Raw genomic sequence first — 25063 nt, 5'->3', positions numbered from 1 at the left:
CCCCGGCCTTATTCTTTTCATGCCGTAACGGTCCATAATCCCCGCGAGACGGCGTGCCGCGCCGGCCCTGCCCTCCGCGACCGCTGCCCTCCGCGCCGCGGGGAGCCGCCTGCCCGCGCCCCAGTGCCTTCAGAAGGATGTGTGCATGACGAGCCGTTCCGCCCGCTTCCCCTCCCCCACCCGCCTGATGGCCACGCGCCGCCGCGCGCTCGCCGCGCTCAGTGGTGCCGCGCTTCTCGGCCTCGCCTTCACCGGCCCGGCCGGCGCGCAGGAGACGGCCCCGGCCGGCGGCGCGGCCCCGGCCAGCAGCGAGGCGGCCGGCGCGGCAAAGCAATGGCGGCACGGCCTGTCGCTGCTCGGCCAGCCCAAATACCAGCCGGGCTTCGCCCATTTCGACTATGTGAACCCGCAGGCCCCCAAGGGCGGGCTGCTGCGCCTCTCGGTCGACGGCACCTTCGATTCCCTGAACGACCTCATCGCCCGGGGCACCCCGGCCTCCGGCCTCCAGCTGATCTACGACACGCTGATGGCCCCCGCCGCCGACGAGGTAGCGACCGAATACGGCCTGCTGGCGGAAGCCGTGAGCTACCCGGCGGACTTCGCCTCCGTCACCTACCGCCTGCGCCCCGAGGCAAAATGGCATGACGGCCAGCCGGTCACCGCCGAGGATGTGGTCTGGTCGTTCGAGCAGATGACCAAGAACAACCCGCGCATGGCCTATTACTACAGCCATGTGAAGGGCGCCGCCGTCACCGGCGAGCGCGAGGTGACCTTCACCTTCGATCAGGCGGGAAACCGCGAGCTACCGCAGATCGTCGGCCAGCTCCGCGTCCTGCCCAAGCACTGGTGGACCGCCAGCGACGCCTCGGGCAAGCCGCGCGACATCAGCCAGGGCACGCTGGAAATCCCGCTCGGCTCCGGCCCCTACAAGGTCAAGCAGGTCTCGCCCGGCCGCTCCATCTCCTTCGAGCGCGTGCCGGATTATTGGGGCAAGGACCTGCCGGTGAACATCGGCACCAATAATTTCGCCGAGCAGCGTTACGAGTACTTCCGCGACGGCACGGTGGAGCTGGAGGCCTTCAAGGGCGACCAGTATGATTTCCGCATCGAGACCTCGGCCAAGGACTGGGCCACCGCCTATAATTTCCCGGCGGTGAAGGACGGGCGCGTGGTGCTGGAGGAATTCCCCAACCGCGCCTCCGGCTCGATGCAGGCCTTCATCCCCAATCTGCGACGCGACAAGTTTCAGGACCAGCGGGTGCGCCGCGCGCTCAACCTCGCGCTCGATTTCGACGGCATGAACCGCACGCTGTTCTTCGGCCAGTACAAGCGCACCTCCAGCTATTTCCAGAACACCGAGCTCGCCTCCTCCGGCCTGCCTGAGGGCAAGGAGCTGGAGATTCTGGAGAGCGTGAAGGACAAGATCCCGGCCAGCGTCTTCACCGCGCCCTACACCAACCCGGAAGGCTGGAGCGAGGGCCTGCGCCGCGGCAATCTGCGCGAGGCGGCCAAGCTCCTGCGCGAGGCCGGCTATGAGGTGAAGGGCGGCAAGCTGGTGAACGCCAAGGGCGAGCCCTTCACCATGGAAATCCTCATCGCCAACCCCGCTTTCGAGCGGGTGGCGCTCTATTACAAGCCCTCGCTGGAGCGGCTCGGCATCACCGTGAATGTCCGGCAGGTCGACACCTCGCAATATATCAACCGCCTGCGCGCCCGCGATTTCGACATGATCATCTCCGGCTGGGGCCAGTCGCTCTCGCCGGGCAATGAGCAGCGCGATTTCTGGGGCTCGGCCGCCGCCGATCAGGAAGGCTCCAGCAATTATGCCGGCATCAAGGATCCGGGCATCGACGCGCTGATCGAGAAGGTGATCTACGCGAAGGACCGCGCCGAACTCGTCGCCGCCACCCGCGCGCTCGACCGCGTGCTGCTGGCGCATGATTATGTGGTGCCGAGCTGGAACTACCCGAACATCCGCACCGCCCGCTGGAACCGCTTCAGCCATCCCGACAAGCTGCCGGACTATTCCTTCTCCTTCCCCGACATCTGGTGGTGGGACGCCGCCAAGGCCGCCAAGACCGGGGGCGCCCAGTGAAGGGCGGGGCGATGGACGCCGCCCCCTCTCCCCGTGGGGGAGAGGGTTGGGGTGAGGGGCTGCCGGTGCGCCCCTGCGTGCCTCGAGGCCCGGGCAAGGCCCGGGCACCTCAGCATGACGATGCGTCCCTGCACAAAGGCGCCCGATGAGCGAGCGGACCCCGCCCTTCCTCCGTCATCCTGAGGAGGCGGCCAGCGGCCGCCGTCTCGAAGGACGCACAACGCCCATGACCGCTCCCCTCTCCCGCCGCACCGTCCTGACGCTGGCCGCCGGCGCCGGCGCGGCGCTCGCCTTGCCCCGCCGCTCGCTCGCCCAAGACGCCACGAAAGCTGGCGCCCCGGAAGCTGGCGCTCCCGTCACGCCCGGCGCGCCCGTCATGGAGGCCACCGAGCGCCACGGCCTCTCCGCTTTCGGCGATCTGAAATACCCCGCCGATTTCGCCCATTTCGCCTATGTCGATCCCAAGGCCCCCAAGGGCGGGCTGTTCTCGCAGGTCGGCCCCACCGCCGCCTTCAACCAGTCCTTCCAGACCTTCAATTCGCTCAACGGCTACATTCTGCGGGGCGATGGGGCGCAGGGCATCGCGCTGATTTTCGACACGCTGATGGTCCGCGCCAATGACGAGCCGGACGCGGTCTACGGCCTCGTCGCCAAAAGCGTCGCCATCTCCACCGATGGCACGCTCTACCGCTTCCGCCTGCGCCCCGAGGCGCGCTTTCACGACGGCTCGCCGCTCACCGCCGAGGATGTCGCCTTCTCGCTGAACCTTTTGAAGGCCAAGGGCCATCCGGTCATCGCGCAGGCCCTGCGCGAGATGGAGGGCGCGCAGGCCGAGGCGCCGGACCTCGTCGCCGTGCGCTTCACCCCCGCCCGCGCCCGCGACGTGCCGCTGCTCGTCGCCACGCTGCCGATCTTCTCCAAGGCCTATTACAGCGTGAAGAATTTCGAGGAGAGCACGCTGGAGCCCCCGCTCGGCTCCGGCCCCTACAAGGTCGGCCGGGTCGAGCCGGGCCGCACCATCGCCTATGAGCGGGTGGCGGACTATTGGGGCGCCGACCTGCCGGTCAATGTCGGCATCAACAATTTCGACACGCTGCGCTTCGAATATTTCCGCGACCGCGAGGTCGGCTTCGAGGCCTTCAAGGCGAAAGCCTACCTCTTCCGCCAAGAATTCACCGCCCGCGCTTGGGCCACCGGCTACACCTTCCCCGCCTTCACCGAGGGCAAGGTGAAGCGCGAGATCCTGCCCGACCGCACCCCCTCGGGCGCGCAGGGCTGGTTCCTCAACACCCGCCGCCCGCATTTCACCGATCCGCGGGTGCGCGAGGCGCTGTCCTACGCCTTCGATTTCGAGTGGACCAACAAGAACCTGATGTTCGACGCCTACCGGCGCACCACCTCCTTCTTCGAGAATTCCGACCTGAAGGCGCAAGGCCCCGCCGGCCCCGAGGAGATCGCGCTGATCGAGAGCCTCGGCGACAAGCTCACCCCCGCCGACATCGCCGTGCTCAAGGCCCCGCCCTGGAGCCCGCCGGTCTCGGACGGTTCCGGGCAGGACCGCACGCTGCTGCGCCGGGGTGCGCAATTGCTGCGCGAGGCTGGCTGGGAGATCAAGGCCGGCCGGCTGGTGAACCCGGCGGGCGAGACCATGACCATCGAGTTCCTCGATGACGAGAACGGGCTGGAGCGACACACCGCGCCGTTCATCAAGAACCTCAAGCTGCTGGGCATCGAGGCCAATTTCCGCCTGGTGGATTCCCCGCAATATCAGCGCCGGCTCAACGAGTTCGATTTCGACGCCACGGTGCGGCGCTATTCCATGTCCACCGTGCCCGGCGAATCGCTGCGCAATTATTTCGGCGCCCGCGCCGCCGCGACGCCGGGCGCCAACAACCTGTCCGGCATTTCCGACCCGGTGGTCGACCTGCTGATCGAGCAGGTGATCGCCGCCCCGAGCCGCGCGGCGCTGCGCACCGCCTGCCATGTGCTGGACCGGCGGCTGCGCGCGGGGCGCTACTGGGTGCCGCAATGGTACTCGGCCGAATCCCGCATCGCCTTCTGGGACGTGTTCAACTGGCCGAGCGTGGAGCGCCCGACCTATGCCCGCGCCATCCCCGACATCTGGTCGGCCCGCGCGCCGTCGGCAGGGTGAGGGAATGGCATCGCAGGCCCCTCACCTTCTCCGACATGCCACCAGACCACCGTCATCCCCGGACTTGATCCGGGGATCCACGGCTTGCCTCGCGCCATCCAAAGGCGTGGATGGCCGGGCCAAGCCCGGCCATGACGATGCGAGGGTGGTCAGTCCTGTCTCGCCCGACATCGGCGGGCCACCGCGACCACCGCGCAACGAAAGCGCATGAACGGACGTTAAGTTGACGCGGTAGCGCACGACCGCCACCTTGTGCGCCGCTGCCGAGGATCCCCGCGGAGGAAGTCCCGTCGAATGCTCGCCTATATTGTGAGACGCCTCGCGCTGATGGTGCCGACCATCATCGGCATCATGCTGATCTCCTTCGCGGTGGTGCAGTTCGCTCCGGGCGGGCCGGTGGAGCGCGTCATCGCGGAAATCACCGGCGAGGGCTCCTCCGCCACGGCGCGCATTTCCGGCGGCGGCGGCGATTTCGGCGGCATGTCGCAGGGCGCGCCGGCGGGCGACCCGGTCTCCTCGAAATATCGCGGCGCGCAGGGGCTGGACCCGGCCTTCATCAAGGAGCTGGAGAAGCAATTCGGCTTCGACAAGCCGGCCTATGAACGCTTCGGCCTGATGATGTGGAACTATCTGCGCTTCGATTTCGGCCAGTCCTATTTCCGCGACATCTCGGTCATCGACCTGATCGGCGAGAAAATGGCGGTCTCCGTCTCGCTCGGCCTGTGGATGATGCTCATCACCTACGCCATCTCCATCCCGCTGGGCATCGCCAAGGCGGTGCGCGACGGCTCGCGCTTCGATGTGTGGACCTCGGCGGTGATCGTGGTCGGCTACGCGATCCCGAGCTTCCTGTTCGCCATCCTGCTCATCATCCTGTTCGCCGGCGGCTCCTTCTTCTCGTGGTTCCCCCTGCGCGGCCTCACCTCCGACAATTGGGACCAGCTCTCGCTCGGTGCCAAGATTCTCGATTATTTCTGGCACCTCGCTTTGCCCATCATCTCCATGGTGCTCGGCGCCTTCGCCACCATGACGCTGCTGACCAAAAACTCCTTCCTCGACGAGATCCGAAAACAATATGTGGTCACGGCGCGGATGAAGGGGCTGTCGGAACGCGCGGTGCTCTACCGCCATGTGTTCCGCAACGCGATGCTGATCATCATCGCCGGCTTCCCCGGTGCCTTCATCTCCGCCTTCTTCACGGGATCGCTGCTGATCGAGACCATCTTCTCGCTCGACGGGCTGGGCCTGCTCGGCTTCGAGAGCGTGCTGAACCGCGACTACCCCGTGGTGTTCGCCAATCTCTACATCTTCTCGTTGGTGGGCCTCCTGGTGAACCTCGTCTCCGACCTCACCTACACCTGGGTCGATCCGCGCATCGACTTCGACACGCGGGACGTCTGAGCCATGGACACCGCCAACACAATGCCGCCCTCGGACACATCGGCCTCATCGTCCACCTCACTGCACGCACAATCCACGCGCCCGGCGCGGCTTTCGCCGATAAACCAGCGGCGCTGGGAGAATTTCAAGCGCAACCGGCGCGGGTGGTGGAGCTTCTGGATTTTCATGGTGCTGTTCGTGCTGAGCCTCGGCGCGGAGATCATCGCCAACAACAAGCCCTTCCTCGTAAGCTATGATGGCGGCTACTATTTTCCCGCCTTCAAGGCCTATCCCGAGACCACCTTCGGCGGGGATTTCGAAACCGAGGCAGATTACCGCGACCCCTTCCTGCAAAACCTCATCGCGGAAAAGCAGGGCTGGATGGTCTGGCCGCCAATTCGCTATAGCTACCAGACACATAACCTCGATCTGCCGACCCCCGCCCCCTCCCCGCCAACCTGGATGCTGACCGATGCGCAGTGCCAGCCGGTGGCGGAAAAGCTCGGCGGCAATGGCTGCGGCGCGCTGGAATGGAACTGGCTCGGCACCGACGACCAGGGCCGCGACGTGCTCGCCCGGCTGATCTATGGCTTTCGACTCTCAGTGCTTTTCGGCCTGATCCTGACCATCATCTCCTCCGTCATCGGCGTCGCCGCCGGCGCCGTGCAGGGCTATTTCGGCGGCTGGACAGACCTTATTTTTCAACGGTTTATCGAGATCTGGACGTCGATCCCGGCGCTCTATCTGCTGCTGATCGTGTCCTCCATCCTGGCGCCGGGCTTCTGGGTTCTGCTCGGCATCATGCTGCTGTTTTCCTGGGTGTCGCTGGTCGGGCTGGTACGCGCCGAATTCCTGCGCGCCCGCAACTTCGAGTATGTGCAGGCCGCTCGTGCGCTCGGTGTCTCCAGCGGCGTCATCATGTGGCGCCACCTCCTGCCCAACGCCATGGTGGCTACCCTCACCATGCTGCCCTTCATCGTCTCGTCATCGGTCATGACCTTGACGGCATTGGATTTTCTCGGCTTCGGCCTGCCCCCCGGCTCACCCTCGCTGGGCGAGTTGCTGGCCCAGGGCAAGGCCAATGTGCAGGCGCCATGGCTCGGCCTGACCGGCTTCTTCACCGTCGCCCTGATGCTCAGCCTCCTGATTTTCATCGGCGAAGCCGTCCGCGACGCCTTCGACCCGAGGAAGACCTTCCAGTGAGTAACATGATAGAATTGATGGGAGGAGCCGGACCATGAACAGGATCGTGCGCGAACATTATCCCGTCGAGAAGCTTCCCGAGGATCTTCGGGAGGGGTTGCCGGCCGGCCGGAAAGTGACCGTGACACTCGAAGAGGAGGGCGTCGACGAAGAAGGGTTGTCAGAGCGTCTTGCTGCAATCCTTGCAAACCCGAGGCCGATGACCATCGATCAGGCCCGCGCTCTCGCCGGAAATCGCTCGACATCAACGGAAGAGGCGGTGACTCGCATTCGTTCGCTGCGCGACGAGTGGGATCAGTAGCCCTGTGCGATTCTACTTTGACACCAATGCCTTGATACAGGCCGTCGAAACATCCGGGCCCGACGCGGATACGCTGCGGAAGGCACTGAAGCATGCGGCAACGACCAACCTTGGTTCCGTAACCAGTGAGCTGTCGTTGTCCGAGGTTCTTGTCCGACCCATTCGCGAACGGGATATTCCTTTGATCGCCGCTTATTCGGGTCTGCTGGCCGGCGCGGAGGGCGACCAGCTCCAGACTCTTCCCATCACGCGGGACGTGCTGACCCGGGCCGCGCGCATCAGGGCGGCCTCTCCCGCTTTGAAACTGCCGGATGCCATTCATCTGGCGACCGCCGAACTGTCTGGCTGCACACAGATCATCAGCAGCGACAAGCGCCTCGCGGGCAGCACGGCGCTGACGGTCTGGGACCCCGCGGGCGCTGATCTGGCGGGCTTTATCGAGATGATGTCATGAGCGGCCCCCCTCTTCTCACGGTCGAAGACCTCTCCGTGGCCTTCGCGCAGGGTGGATCGACGACGCTGGCGGTCGATCATGTGTCCTTCACGCTGAACCGGGGCGAGACACTCGCTCTGGTTGGTGAATCCGGCTCCGGCAAGTCGGTCACCGCGCTCTCCATCCTCAAGCTGCTGCAATACCCGGCCGCCTCGCACCCGTCCGGCCGGGTCATCTTCAACGGCGCGGACCTGCTCGCCATGGATGAGCGGCAGATTCGCGGCGTGCGCGGCAACGACATCACCATGGTGTTTCAGGAGCCGATGACCTCGCTCAACCCGCTGCACACGGTGGAGCAGCAGGTCGGCGAAATTCTCTTTCTTCACAAGGGGATGCGCGGACCATCAGCGCGCGCGCGGGTGATCGAACTGCTCACCGAGGTTGGCATTGCCGATCCGCAGACCCGGCTCGGCGCCTACCCGCACCAGCTCTCCGGCGGCCAGCGCCAGCGCGTGATGATTGCCATGGCGCTCGCCAACGAGCCGCAATTGCTGATCGCCGACGAGCCCACCACGGCGCTCGACGTGACCGTTCAGGCGCAGATTCTGGCGCTGCTGAAGGATCTCCAGCGCCGCCTCGGCATGGCGATGCTGTTCATCACCCATGACCTCGGCATCGTGCGCAAGGTCGCCGACCGGATTTGCGTGATGAATCATGGCCGTATCGTCGAAGCCGGCACCATGACGGAGATTTTCGAAGCGCCGTCCCACCCCTATACGAAGGCGCTTCTGGCGGCCCAGCCGCGCGGCAATCCCGCCCCGCCCCATCCCGAGGCGCCTCTGGTGCTTCAGGCCGACAACCTGAAGGTGTGGTTTCCGATCAAGGCCGGAATCATGCGGCGGACGGTGGGGAACATCAAGGCGGTCGACGGCATCTCGCTCGCCATCCGGCGCGGCGAGACCCTCGGCGTGGTCGGCGAAAGCGGCTCCGGCAAGACCACGCTCGGCCTCGCTCTGCTGCGCCTCATTTCCTCCGACGGCCCCATCATCTTCATGGGGCAGAACATAAACCTCCTTGGAATCAAGGAGATGCGGACCCATCGCAACGCCATGCAGGTGGTCTTCCAGGACCCGTTCGGCTCGCTCAGCCCGCGCATGTCGATCACCGACATCATCGGCGAGGGGCTGCGCGTGCATCAGCCGCGCCTCAGCGCGGCGGAGCGCGACGCCCGCGTCGTCGCCGCGCTGCGCGATGTCGGGCTGGAGCCGGAGACCCGCCACCGCTACCCGCATGAGTTCTCCGGCGGCCAGCGCCAGCGCGTCGCCATCGCCCGCGCCATCGTGCTGGAACCGTCCTTCATCGTGCTGGACGAGCCCACCAGCGCGCTGGACATGATCGTGCAGGCGCAGATCGTCGACCTGCTGCGCGATCTCCAGCGCAAGCGTGACCTCACCTACATGTTCATCAGCCATGATCTGCGCGTTGTCGCCGCCTTGGCCTCGCGCCTCATCGTCATGAAGGGCGGTGTCATCGTTGAACAAGGCCCGGCGGCCGAGTTGTTCGCCGCGCCCAGGAGCGACTATACACGCACGCTATTTGCTGCCGCCTTCAATATGGAAGCGGTCGCCACCGTCCCATCGGCTTGAGTGGAGAAGATGACTTGCCTGAGCGTGCGAAAGTCGGCGTTTTAGCTGACCGGCCGATGGAGGTCGTCAGCGAAGCCCCCCTCCTGCTTGGTGATGGCTTCCGGCCCTATGAGCGGCATATCGTGACCGTCGCCGGCACCGGCGGCGCCCCGCTGCGCCAGCAGCGCGACATCATCCGCGTCGGCCCCGTGGTGGCGACGCTGGCCTACGACCCCGAAGCTGGTCTCTTCGTCCTCATCCGCCAGTTCCGCATAGCCGCCCACCTCGCCACCGGCCGCGGCGACATCGTTGAGCTGGCCGCCGGTTTGATGGAGCCCGGCGAAAGCCCCGAAGAAGCCGCCGCACGCGAATGCCGCGAGGAAATCGGCATCACTCCGCGCAAGCTATTGCCGATGTTCAGCTTTCTGCCAAGCCCGGGCGTTAGCGACGAATACGCCCATGTCTTTCTCGCTCTGGTTGATTCGACCAAGGTGCCCGCGGAAGCCGGCGAACCCGACGAGACCGAGCACACAAGGCCGATTCTCGTTCCCGTCGATGAGGCGCTGGTGATTCTTGACCGTCCTGAGCCACCAATCGAGAACGCCTTCGTCCTCCTTGCACTGCATTGGTTCGCGCGTAATCGCGCGCATGTCTCTAAAATTATATATTAGTATCAAATACTTGATTTAAGGCACACAAAAGATCGACCGTTCGCCTCGACGTCGACGCCCAATGCGCTCGCCTTCGGCGGCGGCCAGGTTTATGAGTACGGTCGATTTAGAATTAATATGACTTCGGGGAAGATGAGTTGGGTGCTGACCACACTCTAAGGCTGAGAGACTTTTTTACGCGGACCTTCGAGGTGCGGCCTCGCACGCCTGCCAGCTCGAACGAGCTCGGCGAACTGCACATCCGCCAGGGCAATGGCTTGGTCAAGCTTCAGCTTCCGTTGATTGCGGGCATCGCCTATCAGATCGTCCCGAACAAGAATGCGCCGATCACCGTTTCTAGTGCCTGCTTTCTGGTGCGCCGACGTGGCTGGCTTGAGAGCCTATTCGTGCGCGCTCGCTCAAAATGGCTGGTTAAACCGACCAAGGTTTTGAACTTCGATCGTTTTTGCGTTTTTGCACGTGGCGAGCGAGCAGCTCGCTCAGCCTTCAAATCGGCTGCCTATGCGTTTCGGATGGCCGGACTTGGCCTCGATGACACCGCACTGACCCGTTTTCCGGAATTGCTGGTAGGTTGGGCCGGTTGCGACACGAAGCGCGCATTGCCTACCGCCCGGCGGACCCGGCCTATCGAAGCCCAGCCGCGCTTTGCGGTTGTGGCGCATGTTTATTACGCGGATGTCTGGCCAGATCTCGCGTCGATCCTGGATCGCATACGCCATCCCTTCGACCTGATTGTCACAACGGTCCCTGGCCGCGAGGACCTGATTTCGTCAATCCTGCGTCGGTTTCCCGACGCCGATATACGCGTATTCGAGAACCGCGGGCGCGATGTACGCCCCTTCCTTGCTCTCCTCGAAGAAGGCCGGCTCGACCGCTATCGTTATGTCTGCAAGATCCATGGCAAGAAATCCAAGGATGGCGGACGAGCCGAGATCGCCGGTAACATTTGGCGCAACCGCCTCCTCTTCGACCTGATTGCTGCACCCGGCGTAATCGACAGGACGCTCAGCATTTTTGACGCGCATCCTGACGTGGGAATGGTGGGTTCCAGCAACTATCGCTACCCCTCACCCAACTACCCTTCAGACATTGCATGGGCGGAAAATCGACAGCGTGTCCTTCAGATTGCGGGTGAAATGGGCATTTCCGAAGAGGAGTTCACGCTGGACTTCTTCGGTGGAACCATGTTTTGGGTCCGCCCCGAAGCTCTGGAGCCCCTGCGTCGGCTTCACTTGACCGCGGACTTCGCGGAGGAGGAAGGAAAGTTGGATGGTGCGCTCGAACATGCCGTGGAGCGGCTGTTCTCGGCGGCGACCTTGGCCTCCGGCTTTACTCTCTCCTCCATCGACGGCCTCAACTGCGAAAGCGCCAAGAAGTCGGTGCATGAGGCTCACACCAAGCACTTCTGTTGATATAAGAAATTCGATATGCAATTCGAACGGTCCGACATTCCCGACCTTCTCCTGATCACGCCCAAACGGATTGGAGACGACCGTGGCTGGTTCTCCGAAACGTTCCGCGAGGATCGGTTCCGCGCCGAAGCGGGGGATGTGTCCTTCGTCCAGCACAACCAGTCCTACTCGCGCGCGATGGGAACGGTTCGCGGGCTTCACTTCCAGCTCGCCCCCAAAGCGCAGGGCAAGCTGGTGCGTTGTCCGCGCGGGCGCATCTTGGATGTCGCGGTCGATCTGCGATCATCCTCTCCAACCTATGGCCGGCACCACGCGGTCGAGCTTTCGGCGGAGAATGGCCGCCAGCTCTGGATTCCGCCGGGCTTCGCCCACGGTTTCTGCACTCTCGTCGAGGATTGCGAGATCGCCTATCTGGTCACCGACTATTACAGCCACGAGCATGATCGTGGCCTGAACTGGCGCGACCCGGATCTTCAGATTGACTGGCCCGTTGACGAGGCTGACGCGGTGACCTCCCCCAAGGACCGACAACTGCCGATGCTGCGCGATCTCGGCCGCGTCTTCGATTGAGCCTTCCTTTCTGACCGGAGCCGCGAGGGAATGCGGCTCGAGGAGAACCTGAATGCGTATCGTGGTGACAGGCGGCGCTGGCTTCATCGGATCGGCTCTCGTGCGCCATCTCGTCCTCGACGTTGGCGCTGAGGTCCTGACCCTCGACAAACTTACCTATGCCGGCAATCTCGCCAATCTCGCCGCCGTGGAGGGGCAGGCGAACCATCGCTTCCTGCGCGCCGACATCTGCGATGCCGCTGCGGTGAACGAGGCGTTCGACAGCTTCCGCCCCAACCGCATCTATCACCTGGCGGCCGAAAGCCATGTCGACCGCTCGATCACCGGGGCGGCGGACTTCATCGCCACCAATATCGTGGGAACCTTCACCCTGCTGGAGGCCGCGCGGCATTATTGGGGCCAGCTCGAGGGCGCGGCCAAGGAAGCGTTCCGTTTCCTGCACGTGTCGACGGACGAGGTGTATGGCTCGCTGGGCGCGACCGGGCTGTTCACCGAGACCACGCCTTATGACCCCTCCTCGCCCTATTCGGCCTCCAAGGCGGCGTCGGATCATCTCGTGGTCGCCTGGGCGCGCACCTATGGCTTTCCGGCGCTGGTGTCGAACTGCTCGAATAATTACGGGCCGTTCCATTTTCCCGAGAAGCTGATCCCGCTCACCATTCTCAACGCGCTGCACGGCCGGAAGCTGCCGGTCTACGGCAATGGCTCGAACATTCGCGACTGGCTCTATGTGGAGGACCACGCGCGCGCGCTGCATCTTATTGCCAGCCGCGGTCAGCTGGCCGAGACTTACAATGTCGGCGGCCGCAACGAGCGCAGCAATATCGAGGTCGTGCGCGGCATCTGCGCGATACTCGACACGCTGGCGCCCAAGGACTTTCCTCATAGCGATCTGATCAGCTTCGTCGCTGACCGACCGGGGCACGATGCGCGCTACGCCATCGACGCCACGAAGCTGGAGACCGAACTCGGCTGGCGTGCGCAGGAGGATTTCGAGAGCGGGATCCGCAAGACCGTGCGCTGGTATCTCGACAATGAGGACTGGTGGCGTCCACTGCGCGACAAGGTCTATGCTGGCGAGCGGCTCGGCCTCCTCGCCTCGGCGGGGCACTGACCTATGCGGATCGCCGTAACCGGCACGTCCGGCCAGGTCGCTCAGGCGCTTGCCGCCCGGGCTGGCGCCTTCGGGGGCGAGGTTGTGCTGATCGGCCGGCCCGATTTTGACCTCGCTGTGCCGGATAACGCTGCTGCCATGTTCACTGCGGCAAAGCCGGACGTCATCGTTTCCGCTGCGGCCTATACCGCGGTGGACAAGGCGGAGAGCGAGCCCGAACTGGCCTATCGGATCAATGCCGAGGGAGCCGGAGCGGTCGCGCGAGCGGCAGCGTCGCTCGGTGTTCCGCTGATTCATCTCTCCACGGACTATGTGTTCGACGGCTCAAAGAGCGGTGACTGGACCGAGGGCGACGCGACGGGGCCGCTCGGCATCTATGGCGCCACCAAACTCGCGGGTGAACAGGCCGTGCTCTCCGCGACAGCCGATGCGGCCATCCTGCGGGTCGCCTGGGTCTATGCCCCGTTCGGCAGCAATTTCGTGCGGACGATGCTGCGCCTTGGCGAGACGCGCGACGCACTCGGGATTGTCGCAGACCAGATAGGCCGCCCTACCTCGGCACTCGATATTGCCGACGCGATCTGGCGTATGGCCGCGCGGCTCACCGCGAACCCCGACGACGCCTCACTTCGCGGCATCTTTCACATGCCGGCCGGCGGGCCGGCGGCGAGTTGGGCGGACTTTGCCCAGGCGATCTTCGCGGCAGCGGCCCGACGGGGAAAAAAATCCCCGCATGTGGAACGCATCGCTACGAGCGCCTATCCGACTCCCGCTCATCGTCCCGCGAATTCGTTGCTGAATGGATCAAAGATCGCGCACGCGCATGGCATTACCCTGCCGGACTGGCGGCTCTCGCTCGAGACCGTCATGGATCAACTCATCGGCACATCTGATAGTGCGCCCCGGCAAGAGGACATGAAACGGTGAAGGGCATCATTCTCGCCGGCGGCGCCGGCACCCGGCTGCATCCGATGACATTGGTCACGTCGAAGCAACTGATGCCGGTCTACGACAAGCCGATGATCTATTATCCGCTGTCGGTGCTGATGCTGGCCGGCATAAGAGACATTCTGGTCATCTCGACCCCGCATGACCTTCCCCATTTTGAACGCCTGCTCGGCGATGGCTCGCAATGGGGACTGAGCCTTTCCTTCCGGGTGCAGCCCGATCCGGGTGGCCTCGCCCAAGCCTATACGATCGGCGCCGATTTCGTCGGGCGCGATCCCTCCTGCCTGATTCTGGGCGACAACATCTATTATGGCGCTGGCCTTCAGCGCATGCTGAGCGACGCCCGCAGCCGCCGCGATGGCGCGACCATCTTCGCTTATCATGTGACCGACCCGGAACGTTACGGCGTGGTCGATTTCGATTCGTCGATGAAGGCCTTGTCCATCGAGGAGAAGCCTCCTCGTCCAAAATCGAACTGGGCGGTGACCGGGCTTTATTTTTATGATGGTACGGTGGTCGACATTGCCGCCGACCTCAAGCCCTCGGCGCGGGGCGAGTTGGAGATCACCGACGTCAATCGCGTCTATCTCGAGCGCAAGGCCTTGTCCGTCGAGGTGATGGGGCGCGGTTATGCCTGGCTCGATACCGGCACGCCCGACAGCCTGCTGGAAGCCGCCGAATTCGTTCGCACGCTGGAGAAGCGACAGGGCTTCAAGATCGCCTGTCCCGAGGAAATCGCCTTTCGGCAGGGTTTCATCGATGCCCAGCAGTTGCAGAAGCTCGCAACGGCGCTGGGTAAAAGCGCCTATGGCCGCTATCTCTCCGAGCTGACGCTGGATGGCTTCTGATCGCAACGGAGGTCGCACGAGAGGTGTGAACAGCCTCCAGCGGGGCTTGATGCCCAAGCCTCCCGCCTCTAATGTGCGGCCACCTTGAGCGGGCGTAGTTCAATGGTAGAACGGCAGCTTCCCAAGCTGCATACGAGGGTTCGATTCCCTTCGCCCGCTCCAGCTGCATCTCCCGTACATACAGCGGCAGCTCGGCGGTTACCGTTACAGATTGCTGTGATCAACGGCCGTATGAATTGCGTCAGGCACGCTATCTGACCTCGACGGTGCACTGTTCGGGCGATTATACTTTAAATGATTGCAGATTGCCCCAGACGAACGATGAACAGCCTTGATGCGTTTTTACATGCACCGGCACTCTAGCAGTGCAGGTGGACATGGAGTGGCACCTGACAATGGCATCCGACAGCCCGATATTCGTGTCGATTGTGGTTCCGGTCTATTCTGGCGAGTCCTATCTACGCAGCCTTACCAGTCAACTGGATGCCATCCGTGCCGACTGGCGCCAGCGCGGCTTACCCGTCGATCTCGCGGAAGTCATACTCGTTGATGATTCGGCCATAGATGGATCCCCGACCATCGTGGATGCGTTGGCGGGTGAGTATGACTTCGTTACAGCCCTGCATCTTATGCGAAACTTCGGACAGCATCCTGCGACCATTGCCGGCATACTGCACAGCAGCGGCGATTGGGTAGTCACTATGGATGAAGATCTCCAACACTCGCCTTCGGACATCGAACGATTGTTGCGCCGCGCCATCCTCACAAGCGCCGATATTGTCTATGCCCTGCCTTCACGGGGCGTGCATCAAACCCGTCTTCGGGATTGGGGGTCACGCGGCTTCAAAAAGCTCATGGTCCTTTTGACCGGCAATACGAACATTCAGCGCTTCAATAGCTTTCGCCTCCTGCGTGGATCACTCGCACGAGCGGCGTCGAGCGTGTGCGGGCACGAGACGTATTTTGATGTCGCGCTTTCCTGGTTCACCCGCCGGGTTGAAACCGTGAAGGTGGACCTGAAGGACCATCGCTTCATTGAGACCGGCCGGAGCGGCTACAATTTTTGGCGGCTCCTGACTCATGCCCGGCGTCTGCTCATTTCGAGTCAGGTAAAAATTGTACGCTTGTTTGGGCTCATTGCCGTAGCAACCGTTCTCGTGAGCATCATTGGCAGTCTTTGGCTTCTGATCGAACGCGTTTTTTTTCCGTCCCCAACGTTGGCTGCCGGTTGGACATCCCTCATGCTTGTCCTTCTCTTCTTTGGCGGCCTCGTTACATTCATGATTTCGCTCGTGCTTGAATATCTTTCGATTATTGTACTGGCCACTCACGGGAAGCCGATTTTCTTTGCCGTCGACCGCTCCATCGACCGCCCACTCGCCGCCTATTTCGCAACCGAAAGCCGATGATCATACTCGAGCACCGGCATTCGCATCATCCTTCCCGCCCGCATACCATCGCGGTATTCGGCGCCGGGTTGGTAGGCGGAGCCATAGTGCGCAGCCTGATCCATGCCGGCGCCGTGCTGGCGAGTGAGTTGCCGTTGGACTGGCGGTCAGGCGAAAGGCAGCAGCAGGATCTGGAACGGATAAGGCAAACCATCCTCCCCAATCACAGAGGCGGGCATCTGGAGCGCCTCGATCTCGTATGGGCTGCCGGAAAAGCGGGCTTTGGTGCTACCTGGGCGGAACTCGACGGCGAAATGACCACGTTCGAGAACATCATCCGGTGGGCGGTTGCTCTCCACGGGTCAGCTTCGGACATGCAGGTCAACCTGCACATGCTGAGTTCAGCCGGAGGCTTGTTTGAGGGCCAGCGTTTCGTCAACCGAGAGTCGCAAGCGCGTCCGCTTCGTCCCTATGGCGCAACGAAACTCCAGCAGGAAATTTTCGCGCAACGCCATTGTACAGGCATGGGCCTCCATATCTATCGGCCGAGTTCTGTCTATGGCTTCGGAGGCCCCAAAGGGCGATCGGGACTCGTGAATACATTGATCCAGAATGCTACGAAGCATGCTGCCTCGCGCATTTTTGGCGACATGGACACCGTACGGGACTATATCCTTGCCTCTGATATTGGAAGTTTCGTAGCGCGAGGCATTCTGACGAATGTCACTCTGGCCTCCATTTCGACGCTAGCGAGCGGCAAGCCGACGTCGATCATGGAAATGCTCAGGATTATCGGTAGGGTGGTCGAACGCCCTCTCTATCTCAAGCTGGAATCGAGCCCATCAAATGCTGGACACATCACTTTCAGCCCCTCGATTCTACCCGCCCACTGGCGGCCAACAGATTTGGAAACCGGTGTTCGGCAAACAGCGCGGCATCTCGGCCTGTATTTCGAACGCGGCCCCGAGGGTGGCGATCGCGCAGCTCTGTTTTCTGTCGGTTAGGTGACTGAATATGGATCCGGAACAGGCACAAACCGCGCGCGCGTTCGATTCCTATAAAGACACCTATTCCACGGCGGTTGATGATGCCGTGTCATTTACCGGACTTAAGTCTGATTTTTTCACCCGGGTGAAGGCGGACTACATTGTTGATATCTGCAAGAGTCACTTTAAGAGCATCAATCAGATATCGGCTCTCGATGTAGGATGTGGGGTTGGAAACTATCATCCGATCCTGGCGCCTCAGATGGCGAGTCTTACCGGGGTCGACGTGTCGGGAGAATGTGTAAACACGGCGAGGAAGCGCAACCAAGGCATCAGTTACGATGCCTATGATGGAGAGACGCTTCCTTATGATAATGATACGTTCGATCTCGTTTTCACGATTTGTGTCATCCATCACGTGCCGGTCGGCCAATGGGACCGCTTTGCTTCAGAGATGTACCGTGTCCTGCGCCCTGGTGGACTCGCTCTGATTTTCGAGCACAACCCTCGAAACCCTCTAACGATGCGGGCGGTAAATTCATGCCCCTTTGATGAGGACGCAGTTTTGCTCGGGAATTCCACAGCGACGTCGCTTCTGGTCAAGGCCGGTTTTTCGCAGACGGAGAGTCGATTCATTCTATCGATACCGCCCCTTACGAATTGGCTGAGACAATTGGACAAGTTATTCGGCAAAATTCCATTCGGCGCTCAGTATTATGTAGCGGCAGTGAAATGAAGAAGCCTCTTTTTTACTATCTGAAACATTACCAGCCGCTGCTTGACAGGTTTTTGAGATTTGGAGCCATCGGCATTCTTAGCGGAGCGGTCTTTACTGTCGTCACATCGTTTGTGGCAAGTTACACAGACTTGGGACCGACCATTGCCTCCGCGATCGGTTACGCCGCCTCCCTGCCGCTCAATTTTCTCGGCAATAGGAGCTATTCGTTTCGGTCACGCAGCCGCTGGACCGGCGACCTCGCGAGGTACGGCGCCCTGCACGCGCTCAACCTTTTGCTGACCACGCTTTCCATGGGCACGGTCGTCGGGATTTTCGAGCTCCATTATGGCTTCGGCATAGCCGCTGCCGTTCTTCTTGTTCCGCTCATGAATTTCCTGATCATGAATTTCTGGGTTTTTGACAGCTCACCGAGCCCCTCCCACTTCGCCAATGACCTGACGGGCCCGGAAATTAGACGATGATCAAAGACATTCTGAACAGCCCGACTCTCTATCAAACCTTTCAGCAAGTTGGGGGTTTTTTTGGTGCGCGCATCAAGGCCATAAACGAGTTCCTTCCAATAAAAGACGGAACTCGCATCGTAGATATCGGATGCGGCCCAGGTTACATATTAAAATATATCAATAAAAATGTTGATTATATCGGATTCGATATTGATAAAAATTATATAGAACATGCAAATCACGTTTTTGGTGATCGCGGGAAATTTTATTGCCGCTTATTTGATGCGAATGCTGCACGTGACATCGGGCAAGTCGACATTGTCATGATGAATGGCGTTCTTCACCACATCAGCGATGAAGATTTAGCGTCATTGCTGAACAACGTTGCGAGTGTCCTTAAACCCGGCGGCATTCTCTTCTCGCTGGACGGTTGCTACACATTCGGACAATCCAAATTTCGTAAATGGATGTTAGATAACGATCGTGGTCGCTTTGTTCGCACTGAAGATGGTTATCGAACATTGCTCGAGACCTCCTTCGACAAGGTAGATCTCTTCATTCGTGATAATTATTCACGTGTTCCATATACATTTGTAGTAGGAATTTCCCAGAAGAGTGACAAGATCGGAAGATGATGCCTTCCGGCAGGATGCGGAAAGATGCGTGGTTCGGGATTTATAATTGCCGCCTTGTCACTGGTGGCGACTGGAATATTCTACCTCCCCTATCTGACCGAATTTTGGTCGATTTCTCCCTGGCACGACACGATTTACCTCACTGGCCCGCTTTTTTGTGAAATATCACGGAGTGTGAATGCCGGCGTAGTTCCGTTGATGAATTGGTCTACGTTTGAGGCTATCGACTATAATGCGCATGTTGCTCCATATTATCCGTTTTATTTCTTCAATTGGCTGAATTTTTGCTCAGCAAGTGATGCTGCACAGGCGGCCGATATCATTTCCGTTGTTCATCTCGGCATTCTCTTGCTGACAACGACCAGCCTGATACGGGTGTGCGGCACAGGTCTGGCGGCCGCTCTGGTGGGCGGGGCGATTGCCTCAACGTTACCCAATACGCTGGCTCTGACCACGTTTCCCACGTTGATGGCTGCCGCAGCCTGGCTTCCACTCGCCATCGAAGGGCTCATCCGTATTTATTACAGACGCCAATATGGCCTGGGAGCGATCCTACTCGCCGCAGGCACGGGCGCGATGCTCACCGCCGGCCCTGGAACAAACCTGCTTTCTGCGCTTGTCTTCACATGCCTGATCTTGACGGCCCATCTGGTGACCCGACTGTTGAGGCAGGGCAAGTATGGGGCGATGTGGCGCATTCCGGTCGCACTGACAGTGGCGGGCCTTCTTGTCGTGTTACTCACGCTGGCCTCCACCCTCAATCTCTACGCGCATCTTGCCGAATTCATCCGCTGGACACGCACCGGTCCGGTCGTAGGGTCAGCCGGCGCCGCAGATCTCACGGAGATTCTCACGGAACAGCAGGGCTTAACGGACATCGTTCAGCTCGTGATCCCAACGCCCCTGCGCTACGCCGCCGGCAGTTTCTTCATAGGGCCCGCCGCACTCATTCTCGCTGTGATTGGCGCGGTGCGGGCGAGATCACAGTGCATCCCGCGTGCCTTCACACTCGTGATGGTGGTCACTATCGTTATCGTGTTTCTCTCGCCTGCCCGTTTGGTCATGCTGTGGACGCTCATTCCCGGACTCAGCCACACCCGCCATCTCTCACTGCTCGGCACACCACTGGCGTTGTCCGTAGCCGTGCTGGCGGCGTTTGGCTTCGAGAGCCTGATGTTTCAAGCCTCCGTCCGGGTCCGTCCTCTGAAGATCATCACGGCTTTCACAGCCGTCATTTTCGTTGCGGGCGTAACTGCGCTCGGGTTTCTCCCTCTGTCGACCTCATGGCCCAGCCCTGCGCTGCTCGCAATGATTGGGCTCACTGCCATGCTGGCCATCGCCTTGCCGGGTTTGCGCAGTTCGCCGTGGCGGCAGGCCGGGGCTGGTCTTTTGGTCCTGCTACAACTCACTTTTGTCTATGGCTCACTGACCCGATCAGATGGCATTCCCGCGGTAACCACCTCGCCGGTCTGGCAATCGATCGAGGCCGGGTTGCTTTATATCGATAGAATTGACCCAAATCCTGGCCGTATCGCAATCGATCGATCGGTGGATCAGGGAGACCTGAGCTTTCTCAGCGCGGGTTCCATAGTAACCTATGAAGGGCTGCCTACGTTCAGTCATTATACGTCGCCAAGGATTCACTGGAAATTTCAGCATGAGATTGCACTTGCTGTAGAAGGTGGTTTTGCCGAGTTCGGTGGAAAATACCTCCTGTCGAGCAAGCCCCAACCGGATTCGGTAGGGCAGCAGATTTTCGCATCCGGCAACATCGGCGTATACCGCCTGAAGGGCACGCAACGGTTCGTCGAATTGTTCTGCATTTCTCCCGACCAAAACCCAGTTCACATGCGCGCTGAAGGCGCAGCGATTGGCCGACTGCCGACGCCGGACGCGCGTTCCACGGAATTGATCCAGACGATCCAAGGCACAGGTGAGCAATGCGAGCCCCCGCAAAGGGCAGGCGATGTTAGCTTCGAGCGGTCGAGAAACGCGCTCCTATTCTCCCTGCCTCCCGGCCCCGAGCGTTTGCTCCAATTCAACCTTCCGCCTTACGCAGGCTGGAAGCTCGACATTGAGAAAAAGTCCGTTTCCCTGTTCAATCTCGGCGACAGGCGAATCGTAGCCTTGGTCCCTGCGGGCTTCACCGGCGCGGCCGTTTTGAGTTATGAGCCCGAAGCCTATCTCTGGCGTCTGCGGCTATCTGAAGTGACTTGGGGTTTGGTTATCGCAGCGATTATGTTGCAAATGATGGTTTTTGTCGTCCGATCCACGCTGAACCGCATCTATTAAAAGCAGAGGAACTACAGCCCAGGTCCAGGCGCAGATGTCGTGGAAACGACAGCAGGAAATTTGTCTCCCTGCTGTGGCCAGTATATGGGTAAATGCAAACTAACCAACTTTGTAGCCGACGATGCGAGGCATGATGTCGTTCAGGGACTTTTCCCTAACCCCGCCCGAACACCTGTTTTTGCCGCGGACTAATGCGGACAATCTGGAGGAGTTCACAGGTGAACGTTTCATACCGGGATATGCCGATGGATCCGTCGAACTGGAGCATATTCATCGCTACCTTTTTGCCCTGCAGTTCATAACCGGCTCCCGCGTTCTCGATATTGCGTGCGGAGAAGGTTATGGGTCGAGCATGCTCTCTACCCTGGCAGATCATGTAACCGGCGTAGATATTGATGCCCAATGCATAGATAGAGCCAAGGCTCGCTATAGCAGCGAAAAGGTCCACTTCTCGGCGGGCTCTGCAACACAGATGCCCGTGGGGGACGCTCAGTTCGACGTGGTGGTAAGCTTCGAAACGATCGAGCATCTTGAAGATCAAGAGGCGTTCTGGAGTGAAATCCGCCGCGTATTGAAGCCTGACGGCCTGCTGATACTGTCCTCTCCTAATCGTGGCCCGTATAGAAAAGGCGAATCTCCCAATATTTTTCACGTTAAGGAATTAACGCGCGACGAATTGATCGCGGCGACAGCCGACAGATTTAAATATTATCATATCTACAATCAGCATGTTGCATTCGGCTCCCAGATATTGCCCGACGGGGAGTCGAATGGTTACTGGAACGCCGTACTTGATCGCGAAACGGCAGAGATCGACGTGCGCGCAGAAGCCAGCATAGCCTTTCCATACGCGATCGTGGTGGCCTCTGACAGAGAAATTCAAGCGGCCAGTCCGTCATTATATCAGGGGCACTACCCCGCCGGGGCCATGGCCGCACTGATTGGTGGCATCAAGGAGCGTGACGGTGTTATTCGCGAGTTGCGCGAGGCAATTGAAAATAATAACGATTTAGCACGCTTGGGCACTCAGAACGCGGAGAATTCCCCTGGAGGACCCAGCAAGACAGCTACCACAAACCTCCCGCACGAGCGGGCATCATCGGAACAGCTTCGAGAAATCATCGCTGAAAAAGAGCTTGTCATTAGTGCTATGAGGGACCTAATTCGTAGTTTAGGTGGATAGAGAAGCCGATATCTGCAAATTCAGTTCTTGCGGGAACTGCCCGTTCATTATGACAGAAGAGCGGTGTCCGTTGGGCGACCTCTACAAAAAACTGAAACACAAGCTCCAGCTCGCAAGCTTGTTTGATATCCAGCCGGACAAGCCTGCCGGTAAGCTTGGTCGTGGCCGTATAAAGACGCGCAACGGCTTCAAACTCAGCCAATTCTGGCCGAAAGGGCGTGAAGCCCGGCTGATCGATGCGCTTGCGTCCACGAGCATGTTCGATCCAGAACTCTACCTTGCTGAGAACGCGGACGTAGCGGTGTCTGGAATGAACCCTGCCGCTCATTACATTCGGTTCGGCCGCCGGGAAGGGCGGAAATTTCCCGGCCGATTCGATCGCGATTCTTACCTGGCCATGAATCCCGATGTCGCGGAAAGCGGCATGGACGCACTAGAGCATTATTTGAGGTTCGGCCAGTTCGAGGGAAGGCCTATCGAGGGTCGTCGCGCGCCTCACATAGCCAATGACATTCTTCGCCAGTCCGCTCTTGGACGGCAATATTTCAAAAAATTTGGTTTCACCGAAAACGGGGCATTATCGGCGAAGCAGGTCAACGCCGCCATTAGAAATCTGATCTGCGATGAGGTCTACCTGACCATCGCGGATGTCAGACCCGACGTGTCCATTATCATTCCTGTGTATGGACAATTGCCGTTTCTGCTCAACTGCCTCAATTCTCTGGCCGCGCATCGCAGCCGGTTCTCCGTCGAGGTCATCGTGATCGACGACGTGTCCCCGGCCGCCGACAAGGTTGAGGCCCTCCAGGCCGTTCCGTGGATCCGGTACAAGCGCCGGGTGGAGAATGGCGGCTTCATCGATACCTGTAACGAGGCCGCCTCCATCGCGCGGGGTAAATATCTGGTCTTCCTCAACAGCGATGTCCGGGTTGGCGATGGCTGGCTCGACGAATTGATCGGCAGTTTCGCGCTCTTTCCTCGCGCGGGATTGGTCGGCTCGCGGTTGTTCAATGAGGACGGCACGCTGCAGGAAGCCGGCGGCATCTACTGGAAAGACGGAAGCGCTTGGAACTATGGGCGCGGTGCTGACGGCAACCATCCGAAATACTCCTTCGCGCGCCAGGTGGACTATTGCTCCGGCGCCGCCATCGCGGTGCCTGTCGCGATATGGCGAGAAATGGGTGGCTTCGACACGCTCTTTCGCCCAGCCTATTGCGAGGATGCCGATCTCGCATTCCGTCTGCGCGATGCGGGATACCAAGTGTGGCTTCAGCCACTATCCAGCGTCCTCCATTACGAAGGCCGCACGCACGGGCGTGACGTCACTTCAGGCATAAAGGCCTATCAGGTCGCCAATACCAAGCTGCTTGAGTCGCGTTGGCGCCATGTACTGGCCTCCCATCGCCCGAACGCAGAGCTACCCGACCTTGAGGCTAACCGTCTCGGTGGGGAACGCATTCTCGTTTTCGACGCTCTCACACCGACGCCCGATCAGGATTCAGGCTCCTTCATTACCGTTCGAATGATTAGGGCTCTTCAGGAACTAGGTTTTCACGTCATTTTCGTGCCACAGCACGGTTATCGCTACGAGCCCCATTACACTCAGGATCTGCAACGTATCGGGGTTGAATGCCTATACTATCCTTACTTTACTGATGCTTCTTCCGTTTTTGCGGATTACAATAACGTCGAATATTTGCTTGGATATCGCTACAACGTCCTGCAGCCAATATATGACGATGCGAGACGTATGCTGCCAAAGGCGCGGCTGATATTTCACAACGTGGATTTGCACTTTGTGCGGGAACAGCGTGAAGCAGAACTTTATGGGGCACGATCCCGAAAAATCGCCGCTGCTAACAGCAAGATTGCCGAGCTTTCGCTGATTGCCAACGTCGATTGCACGATCGTCCATACGGCAGTGGAGGCGCAGATTATTCGGGAAAACATGCCCGTCTCGAATATCGTTGAGTTCCCATACATCGCTGATCCGGTTCCAACTGATGTTCCGTTCGAGCAACGTCGTGACATCATGTTTCTGGGTGGGTTTGCCCATACCCCGAATGTTGATGCTGTCCACTACTTCATGGAGTTTATCTGGCAGCAACTGAGCGATCGCTTGCCGGCCGATGCACGGCTTCTCATTGTCGGCGCGTCCCCGCCCGGCTCCATTCGAGCGTTGGCGAATGAGCGCGTTGTCGTCACGGGCTATGTGGAAGAGATTAAGGGCTATTTCGATCAGGCCCGCGTGTTCGTCGCGCCCCTGCGCTATGGGGCAGGCATCAAGGGCAAAGTCATCCAGAGTCTGGCTCACGGCGTTCCATCGGTGCTTACGCCGATCGCAGCGGAGGGTATCGGCCTCGAGTCGGGCGTTCACGCGGTTATTGCCGGCGACGCCAAAGACTTCATAGAGGCCGTTCTTACACTCTATGATAGCGCGACCACATGGAACGCTCTCCAGCAAAATGGCTACGACTTCGTGGAGAAGAACTATTCCTGGGACCGCTGCCTTGATCTTTGCCGAACGGTGTTGGATGTCGCGGACAAAACATGGATCGCGCGTCAGGAAACAACCTATCTGGCTCCATTGATTGAGAAGGTGAAGACAGACGCGCAAAAGGCCCAATAACAACCTGCAATAGCGT

General features: G+C 60.4%; 21 protein-coding genes and 1 tRNA gene. All 22 read left to right on the top strand.

Annotated elements, in window-relative coordinates; all coding sequences use genetic code 11:
- Positions 1-187: 187 nt before the first annotated feature.
- The 22 genes from KIP89_RS14660 (at position 188) to KIP89_RS14555 (ending at position 25047) form a co-directional block, all read left to right on the top strand.
- On the top strand, positions 188-2095 hold the full coding sequence (locus tag KIP89_RS14660; RefSeq protein ID WP_213756337.1) for an extracellular solute-binding protein: 1908 nt from the start codon (positions 188-190) through the stop codon (positions 2093-2095).
- Between the two features lie 226 nt (positions 2096-2321).
- Positions 2322-4247: an extracellular solute-binding protein gene (locus KIP89_RS14655; RefSeq protein ID WP_213756277.1), complete on the top strand. Its 1926-nt coding sequence runs from the start codon at positions 2322-2324 to the stop codon at positions 4245-4247.
- A gap of 294 nt (positions 4248-4541) precedes the next feature.
- Complete coding sequence (locus tag KIP89_RS14650; protein WP_213756275.1) at positions 4542-5648, top strand: microcin C ABC transporter permease YejB; 1107 nt, start codon at positions 4542-4544, stop codon at positions 5646-5648.
- Between the two features lie 21 nt (positions 5649-5669).
- Complete coding sequence (locus KIP89_RS14645; RefSeq protein ID WP_369807167.1) at positions 5670-6830, top strand: ABC transporter permease; 1161 nt, start codon at positions 5670-5672, stop codon at positions 6828-6830.
- Positions 6831-6864: 34 nt separating this feature from the next.
- Positions 6865-7131, top strand: coding sequence for a hypothetical protein (locus KIP89_RS14640; RefSeq protein ID WP_213756270.1), 267 nt, complete (start codon positions 6865-6867; stop codon positions 7129-7131).
- Between the two features lie 4 nt (positions 7132-7135).
- On the top strand, positions 7136-7585 hold the full coding sequence (locus tag KIP89_RS14635) for a type II toxin-antitoxin system VapC family toxin (protein WP_213756268.1): 450 nt from the start codon (positions 7136-7138) through the stop codon (positions 7583-7585).
- A complete protein-coding gene (locus KIP89_RS14630) occupies positions 7582-9210 on the top strand; it encodes an ABC transporter ATP-binding protein (protein ID WP_213756265.1) in 1629 nt (542 codons plus the stop codon). The genes KIP89_RS14635 and KIP89_RS14630 overlap by 4 nt, the downstream gene beginning before the upstream one ends.
- Positions 9211-9224: 14 nt before the next feature.
- Positions 9225-9860: an NUDIX domain-containing protein gene (locus KIP89_RS14625; RefSeq protein WP_213756262.1), complete on the top strand. Its 636-nt coding sequence runs from the start codon at positions 9225-9227 to the stop codon at positions 9858-9860.
- A gap of 137 nt (positions 9861-9997) precedes the next feature.
- On the top strand, positions 9998-11272 hold the full coding sequence (locus KIP89_RS14620) for a rhamnan synthesis F family protein (protein ID WP_213756260.1): 1275 nt from the start codon (positions 9998-10000) through the stop codon (positions 11270-11272).
- Positions 11273-11287: 15 nt separating this feature from the next.
- Positions 11288-11842 (top strand): dTDP-4-dehydrorhamnose 3,5-epimerase, encoded by a 555-nt coding sequence (gene rfbC, locus KIP89_RS14615; RefSeq protein WP_213756257.1) that lies wholly within the window; start codon positions 11288-11290, stop codon positions 11840-11842.
- Between the two features lie 52 nt (positions 11843-11894).
- A complete protein-coding gene (rfbB, locus tag KIP89_RS14610) occupies positions 11895-12956 on the top strand; it encodes a dTDP-glucose 4,6-dehydratase (RefSeq protein WP_213756255.1) in 1062 nt (353 codons plus the stop codon).
- A gap of 3 nt (positions 12957-12959) precedes the next feature.
- Positions 12960-13883, top strand: coding sequence for a dTDP-4-dehydrorhamnose reductase (gene rfbD, locus KIP89_RS14605; protein ID WP_213756252.1), 924 nt, complete (start codon positions 12960-12962; stop codon positions 13881-13883).
- The gene (gene rfbA / locus KIP89_RS14600; RefSeq protein ID WP_213756250.1) at positions 13880-14752 is read left to right on the top strand and encodes a glucose-1-phosphate thymidylyltransferase RfbA; all 873 of its coding nucleotides are present in this window, start codon (positions 13880-13882) and stop codon (positions 14750-14752) included. The genes rfbD and rfbA overlap by 4 nt, the downstream gene beginning before the upstream one ends.
- Before the next feature lie 88 nt (positions 14753-14840).
- Positions 14841-14914: transfer RNA gene (locus KIP89_RS14595), tRNA-Gly, on the top strand.
- A 215-nt stretch (positions 14915-15129) separates the two neighbouring features.
- Positions 15130-16161: a glycosyltransferase gene (locus KIP89_RS14590; protein ID WP_213756248.1), complete on the top strand. Its 1032-nt coding sequence runs from the start codon at positions 15130-15132 to the stop codon at positions 16159-16161.
- Entirely contained in the window at positions 16158-17144 is a 987-nt protein-coding gene (locus KIP89_RS14585; RefSeq protein WP_213756247.1) for an NAD-dependent epimerase/dehydratase family protein, read from the top strand. Before KIP89_RS14590 ends, KIP89_RS14585 begins: the two co-directional genes overlap by 4 nt.
- 10 nt (positions 17145-17154) lie before the next feature.
- Positions 17155-17862, top strand: a complete 708-nt coding sequence (locus KIP89_RS14580) for a class I SAM-dependent methyltransferase (RefSeq protein ID WP_213756245.1) — start codon at positions 17155-17157, stop codon at positions 17860-17862.
- A complete protein-coding gene (locus KIP89_RS14575; protein WP_213756244.1) occupies positions 17859-18326 on the top strand; it encodes a GtrA family protein in 468 nt (155 codons plus the stop codon). Before KIP89_RS14580 ends, KIP89_RS14575 begins: the two co-directional genes overlap by 4 nt.
- Positions 18323-18943 (top strand): class I SAM-dependent methyltransferase, encoded by a 621-nt coding sequence (locus KIP89_RS14570; protein WP_250152503.1) that lies wholly within the window; start codon positions 18323-18325, stop codon positions 18941-18943. Before KIP89_RS14575 ends, KIP89_RS14570 begins: the two co-directional genes overlap by 4 nt.
- Before the next feature lie 24 nt (positions 18944-18967).
- Positions 18968-21235: a hypothetical protein gene (locus KIP89_RS14565; protein ID WP_213756243.1), complete on the top strand. Its 2268-nt coding sequence runs from the start codon at positions 18968-18970 to the stop codon at positions 21233-21235.
- 130 nt (positions 21236-21365) lie between these two features.
- A complete protein-coding gene (locus tag KIP89_RS14560; RefSeq protein WP_213756242.1) occupies positions 21366-22418 on the top strand; it encodes a class I SAM-dependent methyltransferase in 1053 nt (350 codons plus the stop codon).
- Between the two features lie 70 nt (positions 22419-22488).
- On the top strand, positions 22489-25047 hold the full coding sequence (locus tag KIP89_RS14555) for a glycosyltransferase (RefSeq protein WP_213756241.1): 2559 nt from the start codon (positions 22489-22491) through the stop codon (positions 25045-25047).
- Positions 25048-25063 lie beyond the last annotated feature (16 nt).

This window comes from Ancylobacter radicis, from assembly GCF_018449475.1.
GTDB lineage: Bacteria > Pseudomonadota > Alphaproteobacteria > Rhizobiales > Xanthobacteraceae > Ancylobacter > Ancylobacter radicis.
This window is presented reverse-complemented; position numbering and strand designations above follow the sequence as displayed.